This is a genomic window from Acinetobacter sp. YH12155, from assembly GCF_013418255.1.
Classification (GTDB): Bacteria; Pseudomonadota; Gammaproteobacteria; order Pseudomonadales; family Moraxellaceae; genus Acinetobacter; species Acinetobacter indicus.
This window is the reverse complement of record NZ_VPCK01000015.1, coordinates 38,834-62,930: the sequence shown is the minus strand read 5'-3', so window position 1 is coordinate 62,930 and position 24,097 is coordinate 38,834. Positions and strand designations below refer to the sequence as shown.

Below are 24,097 nucleotides of genomic sequence, written 5' to 3'. Positions count from 1 at the left end.
TAATGGAGAAATCTAATCGGTATGTTATACCTGAGAGAAGAGTGAGGAGTTATCCAAGGGTTGTAAAAGGAAAACCTCAAAAATACCCAAGAAAAAGCCAGTCAATCTCTTAACTGACTGGCATTACGCCTAAGGGCGCTTTTTTTAATTCTCTTTTTTCATTAGCCAGCGGTCGAAGTAAGGACGTCCAACCCCCATCACCCCGAGGAAAATAAACATCGAGCCAAACTGACGGCTAAAACCGGAGGAATGGAAGCTGCCATAACTTAAAATATTATCAATCAGGCAATACACCAGAATTACGGTCACCCAGTGCCATAAAGGCAGACGTTTAATTCCCACCGCATACAGGGCCACCCACAGCACCACAAAGGTAAACAGGGTTGACCAGATGTTCAGGTTGGAACAGATGACCGTTAATAAAAAGGCCACAATGGGAATCACAATTTTTAAGGCCCGATCGACTTGCAGCTGATGCTGGCGCTGTTTTTCAAGTACATCGAACATTTCTTTTTGATCAGGATTGACCATCATGAATCCTACACAATGAATAAAAACACCCTATTTAACAAAATTTATGCTTAAAACACCATGCTATGATAAAGTTTTGAAGAATTCCGACGAGAAAAAATAGATGCAAAGTATTAGTGGAATCGTCTATCTGATTCTAATCGCCTGCCTGTTGCCTTATTTATTTGCAGTAATTGCAAAAATGGCTGGCGGCTTTAAATCTGAAGATAATCAAAATCCACGTTCTTTTTTAGCCAATACCACCGGTCTGGCGGCGCGTGCCAATGCTGCCCAGCAAAACAGCTTTGAAAGTTTGCCGCTGTTTATTGCCGCCATTTTACTGGCCGAATATATGGTGATTCCGCAGTTTATTATTATGACCTTTGGCATTGCCTATCTGGTGTTTCGTCTGCTGTACGGGCTGTGTTATCTGGCCAACTGGGCGACGTTGCGCTCGATTATCTGGTTATTATCGTTACTTTGCCCGATCTGTTTATTGCTGCTGGTGATTAAACTGACCGCGTGATTGCACAGCAAAATATCTATTTTTATGTCATGAATGTATAATCGCGAAGTCATTAATAGCCGAAACCCGTTATAATTGACGCGGTTTAAAAAATTTAATTTGTGAAAGAGTGATGCCATGAGCTACAGCAATATCCCAGCGGGTAAAGATGCGCCAAATGATATCTATGTAATCATTGAAATTCCTGCCAATGCAGCGCCAATCAAATACGAAATTGATAAAGATTCTGATGCGTTATTTGTAGACCGTTTCATGGGTACTGCAATGTTCTACCCAGCAAACTACGGTTATGTACCAAATACTTTGTCTGAAGATGGTGACCCATTAGACGTATTGGTGGTAACACCACATCCGGTTGAACCAGGTTCAGTAATTCGTTGCCGCCCGGTCGGTAAATTGAACATGGAAGATGACGGTGGTATTGATGCGAAACTGATCGCGGTACCGCACGACAAATTGACTCCAATTTACAAAGACGTGAAAGAATATACCGATCTTCCACCGTTACTGATTCAACAGGTTGAACACTTCTTTGCCCACTATAAAGATTTAGAGCCAGGCAAATGGGTGAAATTGACCGGTTGGGAAGGCGCAGAGGTTGCCAAAGCTGAAGTATTAAAAGCGATTGAAGCTGCAAAATAATACGGCTTTTTCCGCCTCACTGATCTGTCTTGTTCAGTGAGGACGTCATAAAAAAACCTGCACAGAATATGTGCAGGTTTTTTTATTATGGATTGAAATTCGGGTGAATTAGAATAATTTCACAGGAATATCTAACCAGATACGCCATTCGTTGGTGTCAGGCATATAGTAGTCATTTGCATAAGCAGCATCATTACGATAGTGAGAATAACGTAGACGCAAACTAGTATCCTTAGCAAAACCAGATTGAACGGTATATTTTACCTGATTGAAAAACTCTTGTTCTTTCGCGTTATTATCAGTCTCTGTGTCGATATCCCAGCCATATACAAAAGCTGAAGTCCAGTTCAGTCCAGGAATACCATATTTAGAAAAATCTAAATTGTATTGAAGTTGGGCTGATTTTTCGTCACGACCGTTAAAGTCTGAAAGATATGAGTTTGGCAAGTAGACACTTTGCACACCATCAGCATTTTCACCATATGCATAACCAGTGTTTCCAGTACTTTGTTGATAAGCCAACATAACACTATGAGCACCTTTATTATAAGTACTAGAAAGTGCCCAAATATTATTGCTACGATCAGATGAGTCTGATCCTAAGCGAGAAGATGATGCTGAAGCATCTTTATCCCACTCGGTATGATAACCACTGAAATCATGGGTTAAAGTACTATCATTCGCTAAAGCGTAGCTATAGTTTGCATTAATATAATGACGATCAAGTTTGTCCTTAACATCTACACCATAATATGAAGCATTTACGGCATCATTAAATTTATATTTTGCACCCCATACTACGGCACGATCCAGCTCAGCACCATCAGAGTTAATTTGGTTAGAAAGCTGATTTTCTGTGAATTTACCAGCAACTAAGTTTAAATTTTCAATTTCGTTACTTTGTACCAATAGACCAGTAAAGTATTCAGGCACTAGACGTGCAGTATTACTTGCAAGTACAGGAAGATCTAAAACTTGAGTACCATAAGTCGCTGTCGTATTTGACACACGAGCTTTCACATAAGCACCACCACGTGCCCAATGATCATAGGCGTCTTTAGTTCCATCAGCATTATTTTGAGGGTGGGTAGGAATCATACTGTTGCCTGTGTGACCATTTTCACCCAGTTTGATTGATGCATCCCCAATAATACCAGCACCAAAACCAACTGTACCCTTTGTGAAACCCGAATCTAATTTGACGATTGCTGTTTGAGCGAAAGAACTCGTATCACTATTTGGTGGAGTGCCTTTATAGTCACGAGATAAATAACCAGTACGGAATAATACCGAACCTTCTGCACCTTCAACAAAACCTTTAGCTTCGCTTTGCTCGCTGGCAACAGCTGTAGAAATTAAAGCAGCTTGTACCAGTACTGCTAATGTTAATTTTTTCGCGTTTAGCATTGGGAGAGAGCCTCATCCAGAATGTTATGTTTCAATTTGTTTAAAAAGAACCCAGAAACCGGAAGAATTTTATAGGGAATTTGTAAAAAAGATACTGTTTTATCCATTTTTCTTTGAGAAAAATGCAAACGCTAGCGTATACAGTTTCAATCCTTGCTCTTGTAAAACACCCTTCCTGGGTCATATTGCAGAAAATTTGCTTCTCAAAACAGGAAGGCAATTTTCGCGCTTTAATGTACTGTGTTTATACTTTTTATTCAAAAAATAATTTGTGATTATGCGGTTTTAGACAGTGTGAAGATGTGGGAAATTTGGCACTTTGCTGGGAGTAGAACGTACATAAAAGATTTATCTCGCTGAATTTTTTATGCATTTCGTTGAAGCTATGATTAGAACTATCTCATGAATCAGTGCATTCTAGTAGAATACAAGATTGCACTTTTTTTAAGCAGTAAAAAGGTGTTTGAAGGATTAAGCGACTCAAAATAGCGCATGATGTAAGCAAATATAAATGCTCTGGTTTATCTCACAATACAGCGAAAGGATCAGCACATCAGTAGGATTGAAAAAGTATCATGCTGTTTTTAAATTTTTATCTGATATTAAAAGTTTATATAAAATAATAGGTTGAAACTAATTAAAGAAAAATTGAAATCATTCTTTTTGAACAGATGCCAGTGTTGGCATAGCTATTGCAAAGCTTAAGGTGAGTTTAAAAACACAACTAAAAACGTCTGCGGACGGTTGGGGGAATCTAACAATGAAATTCACTTTAAAAGCTTTAGCAGTTGCAGCAGTAGCTTCAGCATCCAGTTTTACTTTTGCAGATGAGCCTGCATCTCCGCACTCAGTATCTGGCAATATCGGTGTGTTATCGAGCTATAACTTGCGTGGTATTACAAATACACCTGAAAATAAAGATGCCACAATTAATGGTGGTATAGATTATAACCATGCTTCAGGTTTTTATGCTGGATGGTGGGGATCAACTTTAAGATATTCTGCAGGTACAGATCTTTTTGAAAATGCAGCAGGTGAATTAGTAGAAGTTGAAACAGGTGAAGTCACTAATGCTTTCGAAAACGATTTCTATGCAGGCTATAGCGGTTCAATCAATGATGACTGGGGTTATACAGCAGGTTTAACGTACTATTATTACTATGATATTGGTAATTCTGGATCAAACGGTTTTGAAACCATGTTGGGTTTGACCTATAAAGATTTAGGTATCACTGCGCAAACATTACTTGAAGATCTTGATTGGGGTAATGCAGGTGATACTTATCTAAAAGCATCTTATAGCTATGCTTTACCTAAAGATTTTAGTTTAGATACAGCACTTGGTTTATATCTATATGATAAGAATGGACCAATTGAAGCTGCTGATACATTTAGTTTCCGCCACTTTGATATCGGTTTGAGTAAAGCACTTGCTGATACTGGCGTGACTGCAAGCATGAACTATATTTTAGGTGGTTATGACCGTAATGATATAAAACAAAAAAATAAAGTTGTCCTAGGTCTAGGTTACAGCTTCTAATTATTTAATAGAAAAAAGGCGACAAATGTCGCCTTTTTTTATTTTTATTGTCCAATCGTTTAGCTTTGCTGACCTCGATAAGATAAAGCTTCCGATAAATGCTGAGGCTGAATTTCTGAATTCTCAGCTAAATCAGCTATGCTTCGTGCTACTCGTAATACCCGATGATAAGCACGGGCAGATAAATTTAACTTTTGTTGGGCAAGTTCAAACATTTTACTGGTCTGAGCATTTAGTGGCGCAAATTGCTCTAATTCTTTTGGGGTTAATGCCATATTCAGCTTGTTCTGTCTTTGTATTTGCAGTTCGTAGGCAGTTATCACACGCTCCCTAACGGTTGCAGAATCTTCTACCGGTTGTGTAGATTGTAATTCATGAGCTTGCAGAGGAGGCACATCGATATGCAGGTCAATCCGATCCAGTAATGGCCCAGAAATCCGGTTCTGATAACGCTTGATCATTTCTGGAGAACACTGGCAGCGAATATCCTGATTAAACGCATAGCCACACGGGCAGGGGTTCATCGCGGCAATCAGCTGGAAACTGGCCGGAAAGGTAATCTGCCGCGATGCCCGGGAAATCACAATTTCTTTGGATTCCAAGGGCTGCCGCAATACTTCCAGCACTTTACGGTCAAACTCCGGCAGTTCATCTAAAAACAGCACACCTAAATGAGCCAGGGTAATTTCGCCCGGTTTCGGATGCGAGCCACCACCGACCAGTGCAATCGCTGAAGCGGTATGATGCGGGGCTCGAAACGGCCGCTGTCCAAAGCGATGTGGGGTATTGGCAATTGAATAGATACTGGCAACTTCAAGATTTTCCTGCATATTCAGGGGCGGCAAAATACTGGCCAGACGTGAGGCCAAGAGAGTCTTGCCTGTACCGGGTGGACCTTTAAAGAGCAAGGAATGGCCACCGGCAGCGGCAATTTCCAGGGCACGCCGAGGTCGCAGCTGTCCTTTGACATCCGCCAGATCAAAAGCATAGCGTTCCAAACGGGTTTCCGAGCTTGCTGCAAAAGGCTGCAGCGGCGCAGCCTGCGCCAGATGCTCACAGACCTGTTTCAGATGACTGGCCGCAAACACCTGAAAGTCGGGCAGTTGTGCAGCTTCCTGCGCATTGGGTTCCGGTAATACCAGTTGATGGCCGGCCGCCTGACAGGCAATGGCAATACTTAAAGTCCCGGTGACCGGACGCAATTGGCCATCCAGCGCCAGTTCACCAATAAATTCCAGGTTGTCTGCGGCCTGTTCGGGCAATTGTCCGGAAGCAATCAGAATGCCTAAAGCAATCGGTAAATCCAGACGCGAGCCATCTTTGGGTAAGTCGGCCGGGGCCAGATTAATGGTCAAACGTTTGGTGGGAAACTGAAAACCACTGTTAATAATGGCCGAGCGAACTCGGTCTTTACTTTCACGGACCGCGGCTTCGGCCAGACCGACAATGGTTAAGGAGGGCAGACCCTGACTTAAATGGACTTCAACTTCAATGGACGGGGCATTCAGTCCAAGCAGACCCCGCGTATAAATTTTGGCAAAAGACATTGTTGTTATGTTCCGTTTTGGTGCGTTATTTTTGGTCGTTATGCGTCTTTTGTTGCACTAAGAAGGTGCTTATTCTTTGTTCAAAATCTTTTGTTCGAGTGCTTCTACCTGCTGCAGCAGTTCATTTAAACGAAGATTGGCATTATTCAGTGCAGTGCGCTGACGGTCCAGCTCTTCTTTGGACACCAGATCCATTTTGCTGACGGCTTCGCTTAGCAGGGCACGCAGGTTATGTTCTAAGTCTTTTTTCGGTTGATCGACCTGTTCTAAGATGGCCTGTAATAAGGTTTCTATCATAATAAATTCCATTCCAGTGGACTGAAAAGCGCAGTGTAGCATTGCTCTGGCCCAGACTATAGTGTTTCAGATGAAATATGGTTTTATTCGATGCCGGAGATCGTAAATCTCTACAGAAAAATGTTTATTTTTTGAAGATTGGTGCATGAGAAAGGTATAAAATAAGATATAAATAAATCACATGCCGTAACTTCTAATTTCCCCCGACCTTAGGAGTTTTGGCATGAAATTTGAACATAAAACCTTACTGGTGAAATAAGCCGAAGGAAAACACACATGAAGCTCGTAACTGCAATTGTAAAACCCTTTAAATTAGATGACGTGCGTGAAGCACTGTCAGAAATTGGTGTTCAAGGGATCACTGTCACTGAAGTCAAAGGCTTCGGTCGTCAGAAAGGTCACACTGAACTGTATCGTGGCGCAGAATATGTTGTTGATTTTCTACCAAAAGTGAAAATCGAAATCGCCATTAGTGATGAAATGGTGGATTCAGTGATTGAATCAATCACCCGTGTAGCAAGCACCGGCAAAATCGGTGACGGTAAAATTTTTGTGACGAATCTGGAACAGGTCATCCGTATTCGTACAGGTGAAACAGGTGCAGATGCTGTTTAAGTAATTGGCACGAAGTTTGCTGAGTAGCTAATAACTCACAAAAACTAGGTTGGGGGATACGAATGAAAAAAATGCTACTTGCGCTCGGCCTGTCCGGCGCGCTTTGGGGTGGTTCTGTTACTTGGGCTGAAGAAGCCGTAACAGCGCCAACTCCTTCAGAACAAATCACAGTAAATGATACTGTGGAACCTGCGCTTATTGAATCAAGCGATATCATCACTACAGAAACTGCTTTACCTGAAGTGGCAGCGGCTGAAGAAGAAGCCGTGTTAGACACTGGTGATACCGCTTGGATTCTGGTCTCAACAGCACTTGTCCTACTCATGACCATTCCGGGCTTGGCCCTGTTCTATGGCGGTATGGTGCGCAAGAAAAACGTCCTCAGCACCATGGCGCACAGTTTTGTTGCGGCCGCAGTGGTCAGTCTGGTCTGGGTAATTATTGGCTATACCTTGGCCTTTGGCGAAGGCAATGCCTTTATTGGCAGCTTGGACAAGTTCATGCTGGCCGGTATTACCACCGATGCCTTGAGTGGCACCATTCCTGAAATTCTGTTTGTGATCTTCCAGATGACCTTTGCGATTATTACCGTGGCCATTATTAGCGGTTCGATTGCAGAGCGGATGAAATTTGGGGCCTTTGTTGCGTTCATTGCCATCTGGGTGGTGGTGGTCTATGCACCTATTACCCACTGGGTCTGGGGTGGCGGCTGGTTAGGTAATGATGGCGCGCTGGATTTCGCTGGTGGTACCGTGGTACACATTAACTCTGGTGTGGCTGGTCTGGTGGCTGCCTATATGCTGGGCAAACGTATGGGCTTGGGCCGTGAATCGATGGCACCGCACAACCTGACCTTAACTGTGGTGGGTGCAAGCTTGCTGTGGGTAGGCTGGTTTGGTTTCAATGGTGGTTCTGCGCTGGGCGCCAATGGTTCAGCAGGTTATGCTTTAGTGGTGACTCAAGTTGCCGCAGCTGCAGCCGCACTGGCCTGGTTAGTGACTGAAAAAGTGGTCCGTGGTAAAGCCTCTGTATTAGGCGGTGCTTCAGGTGCTGTGGCCGGTCTGGTGGTCATTACCCCGGCAGCAGGTTTTGTCACCGTCGGTGGTGCCTTAGCCATGGGGCTGATTGGTGGCGTGGTCTGCTTCTGGGGGATTACTGCACTGAAACGTGCCCTGAAAGCCGATGACTCTTTAGATGCCTTTGGCCTGCATGGCGTGGGTGGTATTGTAGGTGCAATTTTAACCGCCTTCTTTGCCAGCGAATTCATTATGGGCGATGCGGCACCTGCCAGCCTGATGGGTCAGCTGTGGGTGCAAGTGGAAGGTGTGATTGCCACCATTGTGTACTCTGCAGTATTAACCTTCATCATCCTGAAAGTGATTGATCTGGTAATTGGTATCCGTGTTGAATCTGATGATGAACGCATGGGTCTGGATTTAAGCCAGCATGGTGAACGGGTTGAATAATCTTTCAGCAGCATAATCAATATATTGTGTAAAACAGCCCAAAAGGGCTGTTTTTTTTCTATATATTGCGTAAAACTCTACAAAATCCTGTTTTTTTGCTACACTCTCAAATCAACTGGATTTGTTCAATTAAACCACTATGCATTGTCCATTTTGCAACGCCGCAGACAGTAAAGTGATTGATTCACGGCTGGCAGCTGAAGGCTGTCAAATTCGCCGACGTCGTGAATGTATTAGCTGTGGTGAACGTTTTACCACCTTTGAAAGTTATGAAGTGGTGATGCCACGCGTCATTAAATCGGACGGTAAAAATGAGCCCTTTGATGAAGCCAAACTGCGCCGTTCATTGATGCATGCCTTGCAAAAACGTCCCGTGACTCAGGAACAGATTGAAACGGTACTCAGTGATATCCAGCTGCAAATCCGCCGTCTGGGCGAACGTGATGTTAAATCACGCACCATCGGGGAAATTGTCATGCAGTCTTTATTCTCGCTGGATCATGTGGCCTATGTGCGTTTTGCTTCGGTGTATCAGGACTTTCAGGATGTGGAAGCCTTCCGCCGTCAAATTGAACAAATGCAGCAACGTGAATACTAAGCTCAACGCGCAAGAGTGGTGACATGTCCGAGTTAACTCAAGACCAAATCTGGATGCAGCGTGCCATTGAACTGGCACGACTCGGACAGTACTCGACCAAACCGAATCCGAATGTGGGCTGTGTGCTGGTTAAAGACGGACAGCTGGTGGGTGAGGGCTATCATCCGCGTGCCGGACAGCCACATGCCGAAGTATTTGCCTTACGTGATGCCGGCGATGCCGCCCGCGGTGCAACCGCTTACGTGACTCTGGAACCTTGTGCGCATTATGGACGTACCCCGCCTTGTGCCAAAGGTCTGGTCGAAGCCGGTGTGGCCAGAGTGGTAGTGGCCTGTCCTGATCCGAATCCGCTGGTGGCTGGTAAAGGCGTGCAGATTCTGCGCGATGCCGGAATTCAGGTGGAGGTAGGCGTGCTGGAACAGCAGGCGCATCAGCTGAATCTGGGCTTTTTAAAAGCCATGGCCACGGGTCAGCCTTATGTCCGCTTAAAAGTGGCGTCAAGTCTGGATGGCCGTACTGCCATGGCCTCCGGTGAATCGAAATGGATTACCGGCAATCCGGCCCGTCTGGATGTGCAGCACTGGCGCGCAATTTCAGCAGTGGTGATTACCGGGATTGAAACCGTACTGGCCGATGACTGTCAGCTCAATGTCCGCCAGCTGGCGATACATCAGGACATCAGCAGCATTGCCCAGCCGAAACGGCTGGTGCTGGACCGTCAGGGACGCTTACCCTTAACCGCCAAACTGCTCGAGCAGCCGGACAGTGTGATGGTGATGGGTCCGTATCGGGCCGAGCTGGAAGCGCTGGGCGTGATCCAGCTCGAGGTTCAGCCTTTGGATCAACTACTTCGAACTTTGGTGCAGCAGTATCAGCTGTATGATGTGCTGATTGAAGCCGGTGCAATATTATCGACCGCCTTTTTACAGCAGCAATTGGTCGACGAAGTGATCAGTTATGTGGCTCCGACCCTGTTAGGCCGGTCTGCACGTGCCATGTTTCAGGCAGAATTTGAGCGTATGGCACAACAACTTCGATTTAAACTTTGCGACGTCACTCAATTCGGTGATGATGTGCGCTTAAGGTTAACCCCTTCTCAAGAGACGTTATGAATTCAGAGTCTACGGTTTATCACAAACGTCGTCACGCCGCACGTACGACAGATGAATATCTTTTCCATCAGCTGGTTCCTTATCTGGGGAATAAACGTCGTCTGTTACATCTGATTCTGGAAGCGCTGGAGCAGACCGGCACCCTGAACAAAGGCGGCCGCGCCCCGATCTTCGCTGACTTTTTTGCCGGTTCAGGCGTGGTTTCACGTCTGGCCCGACAAAATGGCTATCGGGTAATTGCCAATGACTGGGAACCGTATAGCCATGCGCTGAATCATGCGATTTTGGCTTGTGTGGAAGCGCCGGCGTTTAAAGAGCTGGGCGGTTATCAGAAAGCGATTGATTATTTAAACCGTTTGCCAGAAGTCAAAGGCTGGGTCACGCATAACCTGTGCCCACGCAATGATGAAATTTATGATCCGACCCGCGACCGTTTATTCTTTAAACGCCGTAACGGGATGCGTATTGATGCCATCCGCCAGCAGATTGCCACCTGGCAGGCGCAAGGCGCGATTGATGATGTCGAGATGAGCGCGCTGCTGGCGCCTTTGTTGTATTCGGCCAGTTTTGTCAGCAACACCTCCGGGGTCTTTAAAAGTTTCCACCATGGCTGGGGTGGTAAAACCCAGACTGCACTGGAACGGATTGAATCTTTGTTGTGGTTAACCCCAAGCCGCTTCTGTGAAATTGGTGATCCGAAACGTCCGGCTGCCGAAATGTGGTGTGTTGATGCCCAGCATCTGGCCAACCAGATGAGCGGTTTTGAAGTGGATGTGGCGTATTTAGATCCGCCATATAACCAGCATGCTTATAGCAGTAACTATCATGTGTTAAATGCCTTAACCTTGTGGGATCAGGTCGATTTACCAACGCCAGATACCAAAGGCTTTAAGAGCGGCATTGACCGTGCCTGGCGTAAAGAGCGTCCGAGTCCGTATAACTCGTCCAAGCACGCCAAAGAGGCGTATGAGAAGCTGTTAGAGACCATTAATGCACGGTATATCCTGACCAGTTACTCCACCGATGGCAATATCAGTGCAGTGGATTTGTTGCAGGCCAATTTAAAACGTGGCCGGGTCAGCCTGTTAACCCAGGATGTACCGCGTTACCGGGTCAGCAAGCAGCGTCAGTCTGAACGCGCACGAGTACTGGAATTTATTGTGATTACCGATACTCATGCCAAGTCTGGCCCGCCAATCCGGCAGTTGCTGGGGCAGTTGCATCACTTTGCCGAGCTGGGCGGGGTCGATACCAGCGGTGTTAGCACCCAACTGGCCTTGTGGTAAGCACTAGAGACAATAAGAGAAAAGACTATGTTTACAGGAATTATTGAAAGCGTGGGCAAAGTGGACAGCCTGCAAAGTGTCGGTGGTGATGTCCGCCTGCGTATTCAGACCGATCTGGATATGTCCGATGTCCATCTGGGGGATTCTATTGCCACCAACGGCATCTGCCTGACCGTTATTGAGTGGGGCGATAACTGGTACGCGGCCGATGTGTCACGGGAAAGTTTAAACCGGACTACCTTAGGTAACTGGAAAGTTGGCCAGCCGGTGAATGTGGAAAAAGCCATGTTACCGACCACCCGTTTTGGCGGACATATTGTCAGTGGTCATGTCGATGCCGTGGGTGAAATTACCTTGGTGCGTGAAGATGCGCGTTCTTTATATTTCGAAGTGACTGCACCGGCTGAAATTGCCAAATATCTGGCCGAAAAAGGTTCGGTGACTGTAGATGGCATCAGCCTGACCATTAACCATTTACGTGGCAGTGTAATCAGCCTGAACCTGATTCCGCATACCGCAGAGCGTACCAATATTGGTACCTGGAAAACTGGGACTAAAGTCAATCTGGAAGTGGATGTTTTGGCGCGTTATATCGAGCGTTTACTGCTCGGTGAAAAAGCCGCAGAAACCACGGCACAGTCAAAAATCAGCATGGACTTTCTGGCCGAAAATGGCTTCTTAAAATAAGTCCTGACGCTGCTGTACAGAACAGTCTGATTGAAAAAATTAGACTGTTTTTTTATTTTTAGCGATAATTCAGGCTGCGCGAAACAGAGTAACTTACGTTGGTTAAGTGTAGATGATTGATTTTTTGCTAAATTTTGAACAGTGGCTGCCTGTGTTGCTCAACAACTATGGGGTCTGGATTTATGCAATTTTATTTTTAATTATCTTTGCGGAAACCGGTTCGGTATTTATGTTTTTTCTGCCGGGAGACAGTCTGCTGATTGCCATTGGCGCCTTATGTTCAACCACCGACGTGGTGCATTTGCACTATATGGCGATTTTACTGTGCCTGGCCTCTATTCTTGGCTATAGCGTGAATTACTATACCGGCAAGGTCTTGGGGCTGAAGTTTTTTAATGACCATTCGCGTTATTTCAAACCGGAATATATCGTCAAAACCAACCGCTATTTTATGAAGCATGGCGGTAAAACCATTCTCATTGCACGGTTTATTCCTTTTGTCCGTTCTTTTGCACCGTTTGCTGCCGGTTCCGGACATATGCCCATCGCCAGCTTTACGGCCTATAACATTGCCGGTGGCATTATCTGGATTGTGTTTTTATTGGCCATCGGTTACGGTCTGGGCAATATCCTGTCGTGGCTGGGTCATATTTTTTAATATAAACAGTGCTGAAAAACCGCACGTACAAAAAAGCCCACGCGGGGTGGACTTTTATCTTGCGGGGAGAAATTCGCTGACCTTAGTGCTTGATCACTGTTACAGAGGTACCGCCTAAACGTGGACTGGCTTCTGCAACCGGTGCCAAAGAAAATGTACCCTTTTCAGCTTCTTTGGTCAGGTAAATATAAAGCGACTGGAAATCTGCACGGCTGATTAATAAATCCTGAGCAGTAATATGCCATTGTTCACCACTATGCAGATGGTCAATTTTGCTCGATATTTGTGTCAAGATACCCATTTTAAACCCTAATTATAAAAATAATTTTTACTTTAAAAGGCAGCAGTACTGCTGTTTAAAGTATGACTATCTTGTGACAAAAATATTTCACTTTCATGACATGCGGGCGAGAAATTCTGCCTCACAACCCGATTTATCTTTCAGATGGGCCGGTTTAAATCTGCATTTACTGACACCGTACCGGGTTTTTCACGCCAGAAGGCCGACATTTAGGCCTCTTTGGAAAATTGGGAATGTTTTAAAATATATTCAATTTCTTCCTGGGCAGCGGCTTGTAGCTGGCTGCGGAACTGTTGTACTGCTTCTTCAATCCGGGTTTCGGCTTCCAGTTCCAGACGTACCCGGACACTGTCGAGTTCCGACAGAATCTGTTCATCGGCAATACGCACGCCTTTGGCAAAATTGAAACTACCATTTTCCGGATTTTTTTGATAACGCGCAGTGTAGTCCAGAATCTCCTGATCCAGCTGGGTGCGTAAACTGGCCAGGGTTTCGGTCTGCGCGGCAAACTGTTGCAGTTCATCCTGATACAGAGCCTGCGCATACGCGGCCTGATCGGCGCGTTGTTGGGCCAGACGTTGCTCCAGCATCTGCTGGCGGCGAATACGCGCTTCTTCAATTAACTGGATTTTCAGTTCGGCATAGGCCTGATCAATTTTCTGAAAGGACTGCTGCTGTTGCTGCTGATCGTACTCTACCCAGCGTTTGAGGTCGCTGTCCGGTTGCAGCACCTCGCTAATCCGATGCAGGTCATCAATAAAGGTCTGACGCACAGCTTCAGGCGCAGTTAACCAGCGCTGTTTAAAATCTGGACCAACATTTAATGCCACGCTGCATCTCCTTTGGGGTGGTTCTATAATTTGTGGGTTTGCGGCTCAATGCCTAAACGACGATATTGTTTATATTTTTCCCGGCCAAGCTGTTTGGCGGTTTCATGATTTTCAATGATTTCGATAATGTGACTAAATTTGGCGAACTGTTCAAGAGCCTGTTTGTTAAAATTAAACACAATCCAATCATTTTCAGTTGGCAACTGCGCTGAAATACAGACCTGTGCCGTAGGCTCATCAATACCATGCGGAATAAAACTGCCGGCATCAAAGCTCCACAGCCGTTCATCCAGCGCCCGTTGCAATGCCGGGTCTGCGCTATACAGCCAGATGCGCTGTGGTTCACGCAGGATTTTCCGGCATAAACGGCAAGTGCTGTCCACTTGCCGTTCAGGACTTTTTTCAAACAGATAAAAGCTGACTTTAGCCATGCTGCTCTGCACGGTTGGCCAAGAATTGCATCAGTAGCGGTACCGGACGGCCTGTTGCACCTTTATGGGTTCCTGAATTCCAGGCAGTGCCGGCAATATCCAGATGCGCCCAGCGATAGTCACGAGTAAAGCGTTGCAGGAAGCAGGCTGCAGTCACAGAACCGGCTTTTGGACCACCAATATTGCCAATATCGGCAAAAGGTGAATCTAATTGTTCCTGATAGTCATCAATCACCGGCATACGCCATACGCGGTCAAAACTCTGCTGGCCGGCCTGGGTCAGTTCCTGTGCCAGTTCATCATCTGGTGTGAACAGACCGGTTAACACCGAACCGAGCGCAATCACACAGGCACCGGTTAAGGTCGCCACGTCAATGACCAGTGCCGGGTTAAAACGCTGGATATAGGTCAGGGCATCACACAGCACCAGACGGCCTTCGGCATCGGTGTTCAGGATTTCGACAGTCTGACCGCTCATGGTGGTGACAATATCGCCCGGACGGGTGGCTTTGCCCGATGGCATATTTTCCGCTGCGGCAATGGCTGCCACCACATGAATCGGCAAGCGTGATTCACACAGCGCACGTAAGGTCCCCAAGACTGAGGCTGCACCGCACATATCGAATTTCATTTCGTCCATGCCAGCACCCGGTTTCAGGGAAATACCGCCGGTATCAAAGGTAATACCCTTACCGACCAGTACAATAGGTGCCTGCTCAAGATTGGCCTTGTATTCCAGGGTAATCATGCGGCCCGGACGCTCGGAACCCTTGCTGACCGCAAGGAACGCACCCATGCCCAGGTCAGCCATATGCTGTTCATTCAGCACGGTTACTTTGAGTAAATCCGGGAATTCTTCTGCCAGTGCCAGTGCCTGATCAGCCAGATATTCCGGGAAGCAGATGTTCCCCGGACGGTTGCCTAAATCGCGGGCAAAATTCTGACCAGTATGTACCGCTTCAATAAATTTCAGCTGATGGGCAGTTAACGGGCTTTGTGTGGCAATCAATTGAATCTGCGCTAATACAAATTCATTCTTTTTGGTTTTAAATTCATCAAAACCGTAGGCGGCCTGGGTCAGGCTCAAGGCAAAAATATAATGCAGTTCTTGTGGCAGGACTGATAGATCTACCGCAATACTGCTAAATTTCTTCTGTGCGGTTTTTACAATGGTTTGCGCCAGTTTGGCCAGTTTAGCCGGCTGTAATTCGCTGCTTAAACCAAGGCCAATCAGCTGGCTGAATGCCGGCAAGTTGTCCTGTGCTGTCAGGCTTAAGCTTTCATTAAAGCCGGATTTAAATTGTACGGCCTGGGTGATGCTATCTAAATTTTTGATTTTATAGTGATCTGCGGTTGTACGAAGGGTATTGGCATCGACCAGAATAAATAAAGCAGCTGCGGTGACATTGTCTTGGTATGTCGGATGAATCGTCAGTTTCATATGCGTTATATAGGCCTTTTAAAATTTTAAAACCATTAAACCATTGAAACATTTTCATGAATAGAGTTTCAATGTGAAACAACAGTATAGGTTTTATATTTTCAACATTCGGGTAAACTATCGCTAGTTTTATTCCCTCGTTTTCTGGAAGCATTAATTTGATTATTCGGCGTTATCTGGTCAAGCAAGTTGTGTCGACATCCTTGGTTGTGATTGCCTTATTGACCTTGATCATGATGGGTGGCCGGCTGATCAAGTATTTTGGCGTCGCCGCGCAGGGGCGTCTGGATGCGGGGATTCTGTTTAGCATTATTGGCTACCGTCTGCCGGAATTTTTAACCCTGATTTTGCCACTGGGCTTTTTTATTGGCCTGATGCTGGTGTTTGGCCGGCTTTATGTCGATCATGAAATGGCAGTGTTAAATGGCAGCGGTGTCAGTCGTAACCAACTGGCACGTTTATTAGTCCCGATGACGGTGGTATTTCTGGCGGTGCAGGCCATGCTGATGGTTTGGGCAGCACCGTGGGGGATTCGCCAGTTTGAAGAATTGACCACCAATCAGGCGGTCCGTACCGGTTTCGATCTGGTACGGCCAAAAGAGTTTATTTCTTCGGGGCCATATACCATTTATGCCGGCGACCTGTCAGAAGACCGGCGTAATCTGAAAGATATTTTCTTCTACCAGCGTGCTGACCGTCCGGGCAAACCGGATATCATGATTCTGGCCAAAGAGGCGACCCGGATTGAACTGTCTAATGATCCGGCCAATGTGGTCGATCTGGTCGAAGGGCGCCGTTATGAAATTTATCCGGATCGTCCGCAGTATTCTCAGGCTGAATTTGCCAGCTATCGTTTGCGTCTGGAAAGTGATCAGGAAGCCAAATTCCAGAGCACCGAAGTGGAAGCCCTGCCAATCGGGCAATTGTGGGATAACCGTCAGGACCCGGTGGTGGCCAGTGAGCTGGGCTGGCGCATCTTCGTACCGTTTTCAATTCTGGTGGCGCTGCTGCTGGCGGTGGCTTTATCAGAAGTCAGTCCGCGTCAGGGACGTTATTTAAAACTGTTTCCGGCCCTGCTGATTTTTGCCAGCCTGATTGTGGCGCTAATGGCGGTCAAAACCCGGATCAGTAAAGAAGAAATGGGTATCTGGGCCTATCCGCTGGTGCTGATGGTCTATGCCATTGCGGCGGCGCTGTTCTCGCGTAAACAGAAACTGGCACCCAAAATCAAGAAACAGATTCAGCGAGTGAGGTCTTAATATGTTCGCACGTCGTATAGTGGCCAAGCATGTGACCAAAACGACCGCACTGGCGATGTTGGGGGCAACCGCGGTGTTGTCCGGCTTACAGGTATTATTTACCTATCTGGGTGAACTCGGTTCCCTAAAAGAAGGCTATGGCGCGCTGGATGCCTTATGGCATGTGCTCTGGGGTGCGCCCGGTTATCTGTATGAAATTCTCCCGATTGCCGCATTAATTGGCGCGGTGCTGGGCCTGGGCACGCTGGCTTCAAACAGTGAGTTGATTGTGATGCGTGCCGCTGGTATCAGCCTGTGGCGGATTGTCGGCTGGGTGGTGCGTTCGGCGCTTATTCTGGTGGTGCTGTCTTTTGCCTTAAGTGAATGGGTGATTCCCTATACCAACGAGCGCGCAGAAAGCGTCAAGAAATATCGCAGCGTGGCTGAACTCGGTGAAGTCAAAGGCTACTGGACCCGCGAAGGGCAGCGCTTTATTTATATTGACTATGCCAACTCGCAGGGCACACTGAAGAATATTCAGGTCATCGACTTCGATGATAACTTCCGCTTACGCGGTACCTTAAATGCCGAACAGGGCCAGTTTGTCGAAGATGGCGCCTGGTCACTGCAAAACAGCCGCCAAATGGACATTCTGCCAGAGGGCAATGCTATTGCTGATCAGCAGGCCACGCAGCCTTTATCGCTGGCCTTGCAACCAAAATATGTACACATGGTCACCATCGACCCGGAAGATTTATCACCCAGTCAGCTGGTCAGTTTCATGAGCTATATGCATGAGTACAGTCAGGTGCCGAAAAGCTATCAGCTGGCTTTCTGGCAAAAAGTTGGTTCTCCATTTGCCCTGATTGCGCTGGTGCTGATTGCCTGTTCCTTTATTTTTGGACCGCTGCGCCAGCAGTCGATGGGTTTCCGTCTGGTGATTGCCTTGTTTGTCGGCCTGGGCTTCTTCTATTTACAGGATTTCCTCGGTTATGCCAGCCTGATTTATGCGCCATCTCCGGCCTGGTTTGTGTTTATCCCGATTATTCTGATGTTTGTGGTGGGTGGTTATCTGCTGCAACGCGCCCGATAAGCCGGCAATTGAACAAAACGATAGTGTGGCACGGTTGAAACCATCAGCCGTGCATGGTGTCCGAACTGAAAATTCGGTAAGATATGCGATTAATTTGTAGACTAAAAGAGTGTGAACTATGACGGATGCAACTGCAGGCAAAATCCCTCACGTACTGGTCATTATGGATGGTATTGGGCATCGTGAAGCTGTTGAGGACAATGCGTTCCTGGCGGCACAACGTCCAAATTTGACCGCTATGCAGGAAAAGCATCCGCATGGGTTGATTTCAGGTTCAGGTGAAGATGTGGGCCTGCCAGATGGTCAGATGGGTAACTCCGAAGTGGGCCATATGAACCTGGGTGCCGGCCGTGTGCTATATCAGGACTTTACCCGCATTACCAAAGATATCCGTACCGGTGCTTTCTTTGAACATAAAGTGCTGGTCGATGCAGTCGAGAAAGCCAAAGCTGCGGGCGGTGCCGTGCACTTAATGGGCCTGCTGTCGGAAGGTGGCGTGCACTCACATGAAGACCATATTGTGGCAATGGCGGAGCTGGCGCTGAAACGTGGTGCAACTGTTTATTTACACGCATTTCTGGATGGCCGTGATACTCCGCCAAAAAGTGCGCAGCCCTCTTTGCAAAAACTGGATGCCCTGTTTGCCCAATATCCAGGCCAAGGCCGGATTGCCAGCATGATCGGCCGTTATTTTGCCATGGACCGCGACAACCGTTGGGACCGTGTAGAACAGGCTTATCGTCTGTTAACAGAAGGTGAAGCAGTCCGTACTGCAGCAACCGCCGTAGCTGGTCTGGACGCAGCTTATGCAGCCGATGAAAGCGATGAATTTGTTAAAGCTACCCGTATTGGTGAGGTTGCGGCAATTCAGGATGGCGACAGCGTGGTGTTCATGAACTTCCGTGCAGACCGTGCCCGTGAACTGACCAAAGCCTTTGTGGAAACCGACTTTGCCGGTTTTGAGCGTAAAGTGGTGCCGCAGCTGGCCAAGTTTGTGATGCTGACCCGTTATCAGGCCACCATTGATGCACCTGTGGCTTATATGCCAGAAGCACTGAAAAACTCGCTCGGTGAATATCTGTCAGACCTGGGTAAAACCCAGCTGCGTATTGCCGAAACCGAAAAATATGCACACGTGACCTTCTTCTTTAGTGGCGGCCGTGAAGATGAATATCCGGGCGAAAAGCGCATTCTGATTCCATCACCAAATGTAGCGACTTATGATCTCAAGCCAGAAATGAGCGCGTATGAAGTAACGGATGAGCTGGTGGCAGCGATCAATTCAGGTGAATATGACTTGTTGGTGGTCAACTATGCCAATGGCGATATGGTGGGTCATACCGGTGTGTTTGATGCAGCGGTGAAAGCGGTAGAAGCAGTGGATACCTGTCTGGGCCGTGTGTATGAAGCTGTAATGGCCAAGCAGGGTCATATGCTGATTACTGCTGATCATGGTAATGTCGAGCAGATGCAGGACTATGACAGTGGTCAGGTTCATACCCAGCATACCACCGAGCTGGTGCCGTTTATTTATGCTGGCCCGACCCAGGCGGTGATTGCAGAAGGTGGTGTTCTGGCCGATGTAGCACCGACTTTATTAAGTCTGATGCAACTGCCAATTCCTGCAGAAATGCAAGGGCGTAATTTAATTACCCTGACTCCATAAACTGCCAACAGATAGGTGAAAGGATGGTTCCACACTGGAAACGCGTGCTTGTTGCAACAACATTGATGATGTGTGTGAACCTGCCTGTCTGGGCGGCAGAAGATCAAGATCCGCTGGCACTGGAAGAAACTACCGAGCAGGACTATGTTGAAGTGCCGGTCGAATCGATCCAGCAGTTTGTCAAAATTTATGGGCTGGTCAAAGCCAATTATGTCACGGAAAAAAGTGACGAAGCTTTGTTTGCTCAAGCCATTCAAGGTCTGGTTTCCGGACTGGACCAGTATTCGCGTTATCTGAATGCCGAAGATTACCGTGCCTTGGTGCAATATACCGAAGGCGATCTGGCCTCGGTCGATTTTAATTTACGTTACGATGCCCAGCAGCATCAATGGCAGATTCATAATTTAAGACCCGATGCCGACTCGGCCAAACAAGGCCTGCGTAATGGTATTTCGGTTTTTAAAATCGACAATCAGGAACTGCAAAAGCTCAATCAGGATCAGGTCAATGCCTTGTTGATGGGCGCGGTTGGCTCCAATATCACCTTGCAACTGACCGCAAGCGCGCAGCCGATTCGTCTGGTACGCAACAGAAAAGTCGAAACCGATATTCAGGCGCAGATGCTGAGTAATCAGGTACTACTGATTAAAGTCAAAGTCTTCCAGCAAGATACTGCCAATGAAATCAAGGAACTGATCGAACAGTACAGCACACCACGGCTAAAGGCGGTACTGTTTGACCTGCGCAATAACCCGGGCGGTTTGCTGTCCTCGGCAGTCGAATCGGCCGATCTGTTCTTGAATCAGGGCGTGATTGTTTCTACCAAAAGCCGCGCTGAAGGCGACCAGCAATTTCAGGCTTTACCGAGTTTTGAATTCCAGAATCTAAAGGTCGGTGTGCTGATTAACCAGCGTTCGGCCTCGGCTGCAGAAGTGTTTACTGCCGCCTTAAAAGATCATGGCCGTGCCTGGGTGATTGGTGAAAAAAGTTATGGCAAAGGGGTGGTACAGAAGCTGTTTCCGCTGTCAGATGGCACCGCCTTACAAATGACGGTTTCTCACTATTACACCCCGCAAGGCAAAATGATTGAAGGGGTCGGGATTGAACCGAACCAGCGCTATGCACTGCAACAGGATATGAAAGAAGACAATTATCTGGACCATGTTGCAGAGCTGCTGTTAAGTCATAAATAGGCGCAGGGTTCGCACCTTATTCATCGGTATCCAGTCCGAATTTCTTTAGTCGATAACGCAGGGAACGAAACGACATCCCCAGTTTTTTCGCAGCCAGGGTCCGGTTCCAATGGGTCAGATTCAGTGCATTCAGCAAAATCTCTTTTTCGATTTTCTCCAGAAACAGCTCCAGTCCTTCTTCCGGAAGTTTACGCGGAGCAGCGGGCAGGGCATCAGCTGTAACCGGTGTTGCCGGGTCAGCTTCTGGCTCGGCCAGCGGTGCCATTTTGCGTAAGGGTGCGGTCTGCAGATGTGGCAGATCAATCACATCATCATCACTCAAGGTCATGGCGCGTTCAATGATATTGCGTAGCTCACGCACATTACCCGGATAATACTGTTCCAGCAAAAACTGCTGGGCACGTTCTGACAGGGTTTTGCTGTGTATATCCCATTCCTGGGCAATTTTCTGAATAAAATGCTGGGCCAGCAATAAAATATCCTGACCACGCTCACGTAGCGGTGGCAACACAATATCCATCACATGAATCCGGAAGAACAGATCCTGACGGAACCGGCCTTGCTGGACTAACGCTTCCAGGTCCTGATGGCTGGCACTAATAATCCGGAAATCAACATCAATTTCCGTCTCGGAACCGACTGGACGAATCCGTTTTTCCTGCACCGCGCGCAGCAGTTTTACCTGCATATTGAGCGGCAGTTCGGCAATTTCATCCAGAAACAGGCTACCGCCGTGTGCTGACTGAATCAGGCCCTGTTTGTCCTGCGCTGCACCGGTAAAGCTGCCTTTTTTATGGCCGAAGAATTCGCTTTCCATCAAATCGCCCGGAATCGCGCCACAGTTGATGGCAATAAAAGGCCCGTCACTGCGGTTGCTGAGGCGATGCACCAGATTGGCCACTACTTCTTTCCCGGTGCCCGATTCACCACTAATAAACACCGGTGCCTGCGAGCGGGCAATTTTTTTCAGGGTGGTGCGCAGTTGCTGAATCGGTAGAGATTGCCCGATCAGCATCCGCTGTTCCAGCTGGTCCGCTTCCTGGCTATGTGCTTTAAACAGCGGCTGATTCAGTGCTTTTTCCAGCAATTGTTCGAGGTGTTTCTGGTTAATCGGTTTGCTGACAAAATCAAAGGCTCCGGCTTTGAGCGCGGCAATGGCAATTTCCATATTGCCATAGGCCGTCAGCACCGCAACCGGCAGCTGCGGAAAATGCTGGGCAATCAGCTCGACCAGTTGCAGGCCATTTCCATCAGGCAAATTCAGATCGGTGATGCAAGCATCATAGTGATGACTGGACAGCAACTGCCGTGCCTGCTCCAGCCGGTGTGCCACGTGTGTTTGAATCCCCATGCGCGCCAATGTCATTTGCATGAGCGTGCATAAATCTTCCTCGTCATCGACGAAGAGAACGAGTGGTTGTTCCACTAAACTTCCCCAAAAAACTATTTATTTACGTCAACAGGTGAGCATTCAATCCTGAAACATGCTCCTTGTTTTTGTTCTACATAGCGCAACTTGGCCCGATTGGCCTCGCAGAAACTATGTGATAAGTATAATCCTAAACCAGTTCCACTAATTTCGGTACTAAAAAATGGTTGAAACAGGTAGCGAATATCATGTGAAGCCACGCCGCTGCCATAATCTTTGACATCCATATAGACCGTGTCCTGCTGGCGATAAAGTTGCAGTTCAATCGGATGATCCGGCACATTGTGGCGCTGGGCATTACGGATCAGGTTAATCAGCACCTGACGCAGCTGGGATTCATCAAACAGAATCTGCAGAGGTTCGGGCTGGCTGACCTGAATCTGGCTGGCCAGATCGGCCAGATCATCCTGGATCAGCTGCGGAATAAAACGCGCCAGATCAATCTGCACCGGTGTGGTTTCCTTATTTTTCACCATGCTCAGGGTGTCATCAATGATCTTGTCAATGCGCTGCGACTGCTTATCAATCATCTGGCTCAGCATCTGCTGCTGATCGGTATCGCTGCCAGCCAGCAGGCGATTGGCCTGGACAATGGCCGCCAGCGGATTACGGATTTCATGGGCAATACTGGCCGAAAGCTGGCCCAGTGCTGCCAGTTTCAGTTGCTGCACACGCTGGTTAATTTGCCGTGCATCCTGCAGCACCAGCAAGGTTAAGGTCTGCTGCGGCACCACCAGCTTTTGTACCTGAATCTGGATCAGGAAATGACTGAGCTGCGATTCAAACTGGAATTTTTCGCCGTTAGAGAGCTGGTCAAACTGCAATAGTTGAAATAGGTCGGGCTGTACTTTATACAGTGGATATTTGTCGAAAGCATACAGCGGATTAATACCCAGCAAATGGCAGGCGGCCGGATTACTGACCATAATATGGCAGTTTTCATCCAGCACCAGATAGCCCATATCGGTCTGTTCCAGAATATAGCGGTTAATATTCTTTAGCCGGTTCAGTTCCAGTGATTGGGAAAAGTTCAGGTGCTCCAGAATCTGGAAACGGCGGACGGCAATCTGGCCAAAACGGTAAATAATAAAAAACAGGAACGAGAGCAGGGCACTTTGCCCGATGCGATCCAGAGAGGAAAAATCCAGTAATGTGCCAACAAAATGCTGATAGGTGACACAAATCATTGCCACCAGGGTAATGAACAGCGCCTTGCTTTTTTCCAGCAATAACGTCGCGGCGAAAATCGCAATCACAAACAGCAGGCTTAAATGCAGGCTCGGTCCATCCAGCGCAAAGGTCAGGCTGCTGAGCACCAGTACATCAACACTGAAAATCAGCGTGAGTTGTAGCGGAATCCTGTGCCGGACATAGCGAAAATACAGCAGCTGGGCACAGCTAAAAATAAAATACAGCACCAGACTGGCGGCATACAGCCGTGGATGCTGATAATCATGATTGAGAGTTTGAGTGGTGAGTAAATAAATCAGCAGCAAACAGAAGGCAATTATTAGCCGATACGCCCCGTACCATAGCCCGAGATGGTACTGGTTCAGTTCAGCTTGCGTACGGCGGATATCCATG

At 47.3% G+C, this 24,097-nt stretch carries 24 protein-coding genes; 14 read left to right on the top strand and 10 right to left on the bottom strand.

Annotated features, from left to right (window positions below; all coding sequences use genetic code 11):
* Positions 1–144: 144 nt before the first annotated feature.
* Positions 145–531, bottom strand: a complete 387-nt coding sequence (locus FTU86_RS10415; protein WP_016659719.1) for a hypothetical protein — start codon at positions 529–531, stop codon at positions 145–147.
* Positions 532–634: 103 nt separating this feature from the next.
* Here FTU86_RS10415 and FTU86_RS10410 point away from each other — a divergent pair, with 103 nt between their 5' ends.
* A complete protein-coding gene (locus tag FTU86_RS10410) occupies positions 635–1,036 on the top strand; it encodes an MAPEG family protein (protein ID WP_005181530.1) in 402 nt (133 codons plus the stop codon).
* 117 nt (positions 1,037–1,153) lie between these two features.
* Entirely contained in the window at positions 1,154–1,678 is a 525-nt protein-coding gene (gene ppa, locus FTU86_RS10405) for an inorganic diphosphatase (protein WP_016659718.1), read from the top strand.
* 108 nt (positions 1,679–1,786) lie between these two features.
* On the opposite strand, the gene FTU86_RS10400 is transcribed toward ppa, so the two are convergent.
* Positions 1,787–3,085: an OprD family outer membrane porin gene (locus FTU86_RS10400; protein WP_160241712.1), complete on the bottom strand. Its 1,299-nt coding sequence runs from the start codon at positions 3,083–3,085 to the stop codon at positions 1,787–1,789.
* 760 nt (positions 3,086–3,845) lie between these two features.
* Here FTU86_RS10400 and FTU86_RS10395 point away from each other — a divergent pair.
* The gene (locus tag FTU86_RS10395; RefSeq protein WP_103799959.1) at positions 3,846–4,625 is read left to right on the top strand and encodes a TorF family putative porin; all 780 of its coding nucleotides are present in this window, start codon (positions 3,846–3,848) and stop codon (positions 4,623–4,625) included.
* Positions 4,626–4,684: 59 nt separating this feature from the next.
* Here the strand turns inward: FTU86_RS10395 and FTU86_RS10390 are convergent, their stop codons facing one another.
* Both FTU86_RS10390 and FTU86_RS10385 read right to left on the bottom strand, forming a co-directional pair.
* The gene (locus FTU86_RS10390) at positions 4,685–6,172 is read right to left on the bottom strand and encodes a YifB family Mg chelatase-like AAA ATPase (RefSeq protein WP_180036850.1); all 1,488 of its coding nucleotides are present in this window, start codon (positions 6,170–6,172) and stop codon (positions 4,685–4,687) included.
* 69 nt (positions 6,173–6,241) lie between these two features.
* A complete protein-coding gene (locus FTU86_RS10385; RefSeq protein ID WP_005181545.1) occupies positions 6,242–6,469 on the bottom strand; it encodes an accessory factor UbiK family protein in 228 nt (75 codons plus the stop codon).
* Between the two features lie 276 nt (positions 6,470–6,745).
* On the opposite strand from FTU86_RS10385, the gene glnK reads away from it, so the two are divergent.
* The 7 genes from glnK to FTU86_RS10350 all read left to right on the top strand — a co-directional run bounded on the left by glnK (position 6,746) and on the right by FTU86_RS10350 (position 12,891).
* Positions 6,746–7,084 carry a P-II family nitrogen regulator gene (gene glnK / locus FTU86_RS10380; protein ID WP_004650081.1) on the top strand — a complete coding sequence of 113 codons (339 nt, stop codon included), beginning with the start codon at positions 6,746–6,748 and terminating at the stop codon, positions 7,082–7,084.
* Positions 7,085–7,146: 62 nt separating this feature from the next.
* A complete protein-coding gene (locus FTU86_RS10375) occupies positions 7,147–8,550 on the top strand; it encodes an ammonium transporter (protein ID WP_180036849.1) in 1,404 nt (467 codons plus the stop codon).
* A gap of 139 nt (positions 8,551–8,689) precedes the next feature.
* Entirely contained in the window at positions 8,690–9,148 is a 459-nt protein-coding gene (gene nrdR, locus FTU86_RS10370; protein WP_005181550.1) for a transcriptional regulator NrdR, read from the top strand.
* Between the two features lie 23 nt (positions 9,149–9,171).
* Positions 9,172–10,260 (top strand): bifunctional diaminohydroxyphosphoribosylaminopyrimidine deaminase/5-amino-6-(5-phosphoribosylamino)uracil reductase RibD, encoded by a 1,089-nt coding sequence (gene ribD / locus FTU86_RS10365; RefSeq protein WP_160241709.1) that lies wholly within the window; start codon positions 9,172–9,174, stop codon positions 10,258–10,260.
* Positions 10,257–11,546, top strand: coding sequence for a DNA adenine methylase (locus FTU86_RS10360; RefSeq protein ID WP_005181555.1), 1,290 nt, complete (start codon positions 10,257–10,259; stop codon positions 11,544–11,546). Before ribD ends, FTU86_RS10360 begins: the two co-directional genes overlap by 4 nt.
* 27 nt (positions 11,547–11,573) lie before the next feature.
* A complete protein-coding gene (locus FTU86_RS10355) occupies positions 11,574–12,233 on the top strand; it encodes a riboflavin synthase (protein ID WP_016659709.1) in 660 nt (219 codons plus the stop codon).
* Positions 12,234–12,345: 112 nt separating this feature from the next.
* Positions 12,346–12,891, top strand: coding sequence for a VTT domain-containing protein (locus tag FTU86_RS10350; RefSeq protein ID WP_160241708.1), 546 nt, complete (start codon positions 12,346–12,348; stop codon positions 12,889–12,891).
* An 82-nt stretch (positions 12,892–12,973) separates the two neighbouring features.
* On the opposite strand, the gene FTU86_RS10345 is transcribed toward FTU86_RS10350, so the two are convergent.
* The 4 genes from FTU86_RS10345 to FTU86_RS10330 all read right to left on the bottom strand — a co-directional run bounded on the left by FTU86_RS10345 (position 12,974) and on the right by FTU86_RS10330 (position 15,894).
* Positions 12,974–13,192, bottom strand: coding sequence for a hypothetical protein (locus FTU86_RS10345; protein WP_005181560.1), 219 nt, complete (start codon positions 13,190–13,192; stop codon positions 12,974–12,976).
* A 209-nt stretch (positions 13,193–13,401) separates the two neighbouring features.
* Positions 13,402–14,022 carry a hypothetical protein gene (locus FTU86_RS10340; protein WP_016659708.1) on the bottom strand — a complete coding sequence of 207 codons (621 nt, stop codon included), beginning with the start codon at positions 14,020–14,022 and terminating at the stop codon, positions 13,402–13,404.
* Between the two features lie 23 nt (positions 14,023–14,045).
* Positions 14,046–14,453 carry a DNA polymerase III subunit chi gene (locus tag FTU86_RS10335; protein ID WP_160241707.1) on the bottom strand — a complete coding sequence of 136 codons (408 nt, stop codon included), beginning with the start codon at positions 14,451–14,453 and terminating at the stop codon, positions 14,046–14,048.
* Complete coding sequence (locus tag FTU86_RS10330) at positions 14,446–15,894, bottom strand: leucyl aminopeptidase (RefSeq protein ID WP_160241706.1); 1,449 nt, start codon at positions 15,892–15,894, stop codon at positions 14,446–14,448. The genes FTU86_RS10335 and FTU86_RS10330 overlap by 8 nt, the downstream gene beginning before the upstream one ends.
* 158 nt (positions 15,895–16,052) lie before the next feature.
* Between FTU86_RS10330 and lptF the strand changes: the two genes are divergently transcribed.
* The 4 genes from lptF (at position 16,053) to FTU86_RS10310 (ending at position 21,084) form a co-directional block, all read left to right on the top strand.
* Positions 16,053–17,153 carry an LPS export ABC transporter permease LptF gene (gene lptF / locus FTU86_RS10325; protein WP_005181567.1) on the top strand — a complete coding sequence of 367 codons (1,101 nt, stop codon included), beginning with the start codon at positions 16,053–16,055 and terminating at the stop codon, positions 17,151–17,153.
* Position 17,154: 1 nt separating this feature from the next.
* Positions 17,155–18,225 (top strand): LPS export ABC transporter permease LptG, encoded by a 1,071-nt coding sequence (gene lptG / locus FTU86_RS10320; protein ID WP_127801557.1) that lies wholly within the window; start codon positions 17,155–17,157, stop codon positions 18,223–18,225.
* A gap of 118 nt (positions 18,226–18,343) precedes the next feature.
* Entirely contained in the window at positions 18,344–19,891 is a 1,548-nt protein-coding gene (gene gpmI / locus FTU86_RS10315) for a 2,3-bisphosphoglycerate-independent phosphoglycerate mutase (protein ID WP_160241705.1), read from the top strand.
* A 23-nt stretch (positions 19,892–19,914) separates the two neighbouring features.
* On the top strand, positions 19,915–21,084 hold the full coding sequence (locus FTU86_RS10310) for a S41 family peptidase (RefSeq protein ID WP_160241704.1): 1,170 nt from the start codon (positions 19,915–19,917) through the stop codon (positions 21,082–21,084).
* A 16-nt stretch (positions 21,085–21,100) separates the two neighbouring features.
* Here FTU86_RS10310 and FTU86_RS10305 read toward each other — a convergent pair whose 3' ends face one another.
* The gene (locus FTU86_RS10305; protein WP_218945238.1) at positions 21,101–22,456 is read right to left on the bottom strand and encodes a sigma-54 dependent transcriptional regulator; all 1,356 of its coding nucleotides are present in this window, start codon (positions 22,454–22,456) and stop codon (positions 21,101–21,103) included.
* 71 nt (positions 22,457–22,527) lie between these two features.
* Positions 22,528–24,096 carry a PAS domain-containing sensor histidine kinase gene (locus tag FTU86_RS10300; protein WP_180036848.1) on the bottom strand — a complete coding sequence of 523 codons (1,569 nt, stop codon included), beginning with the start codon at positions 24,094–24,096 and terminating at the stop codon, positions 22,528–22,530.
* Position 24,097 lies beyond the last annotated feature (1 nt).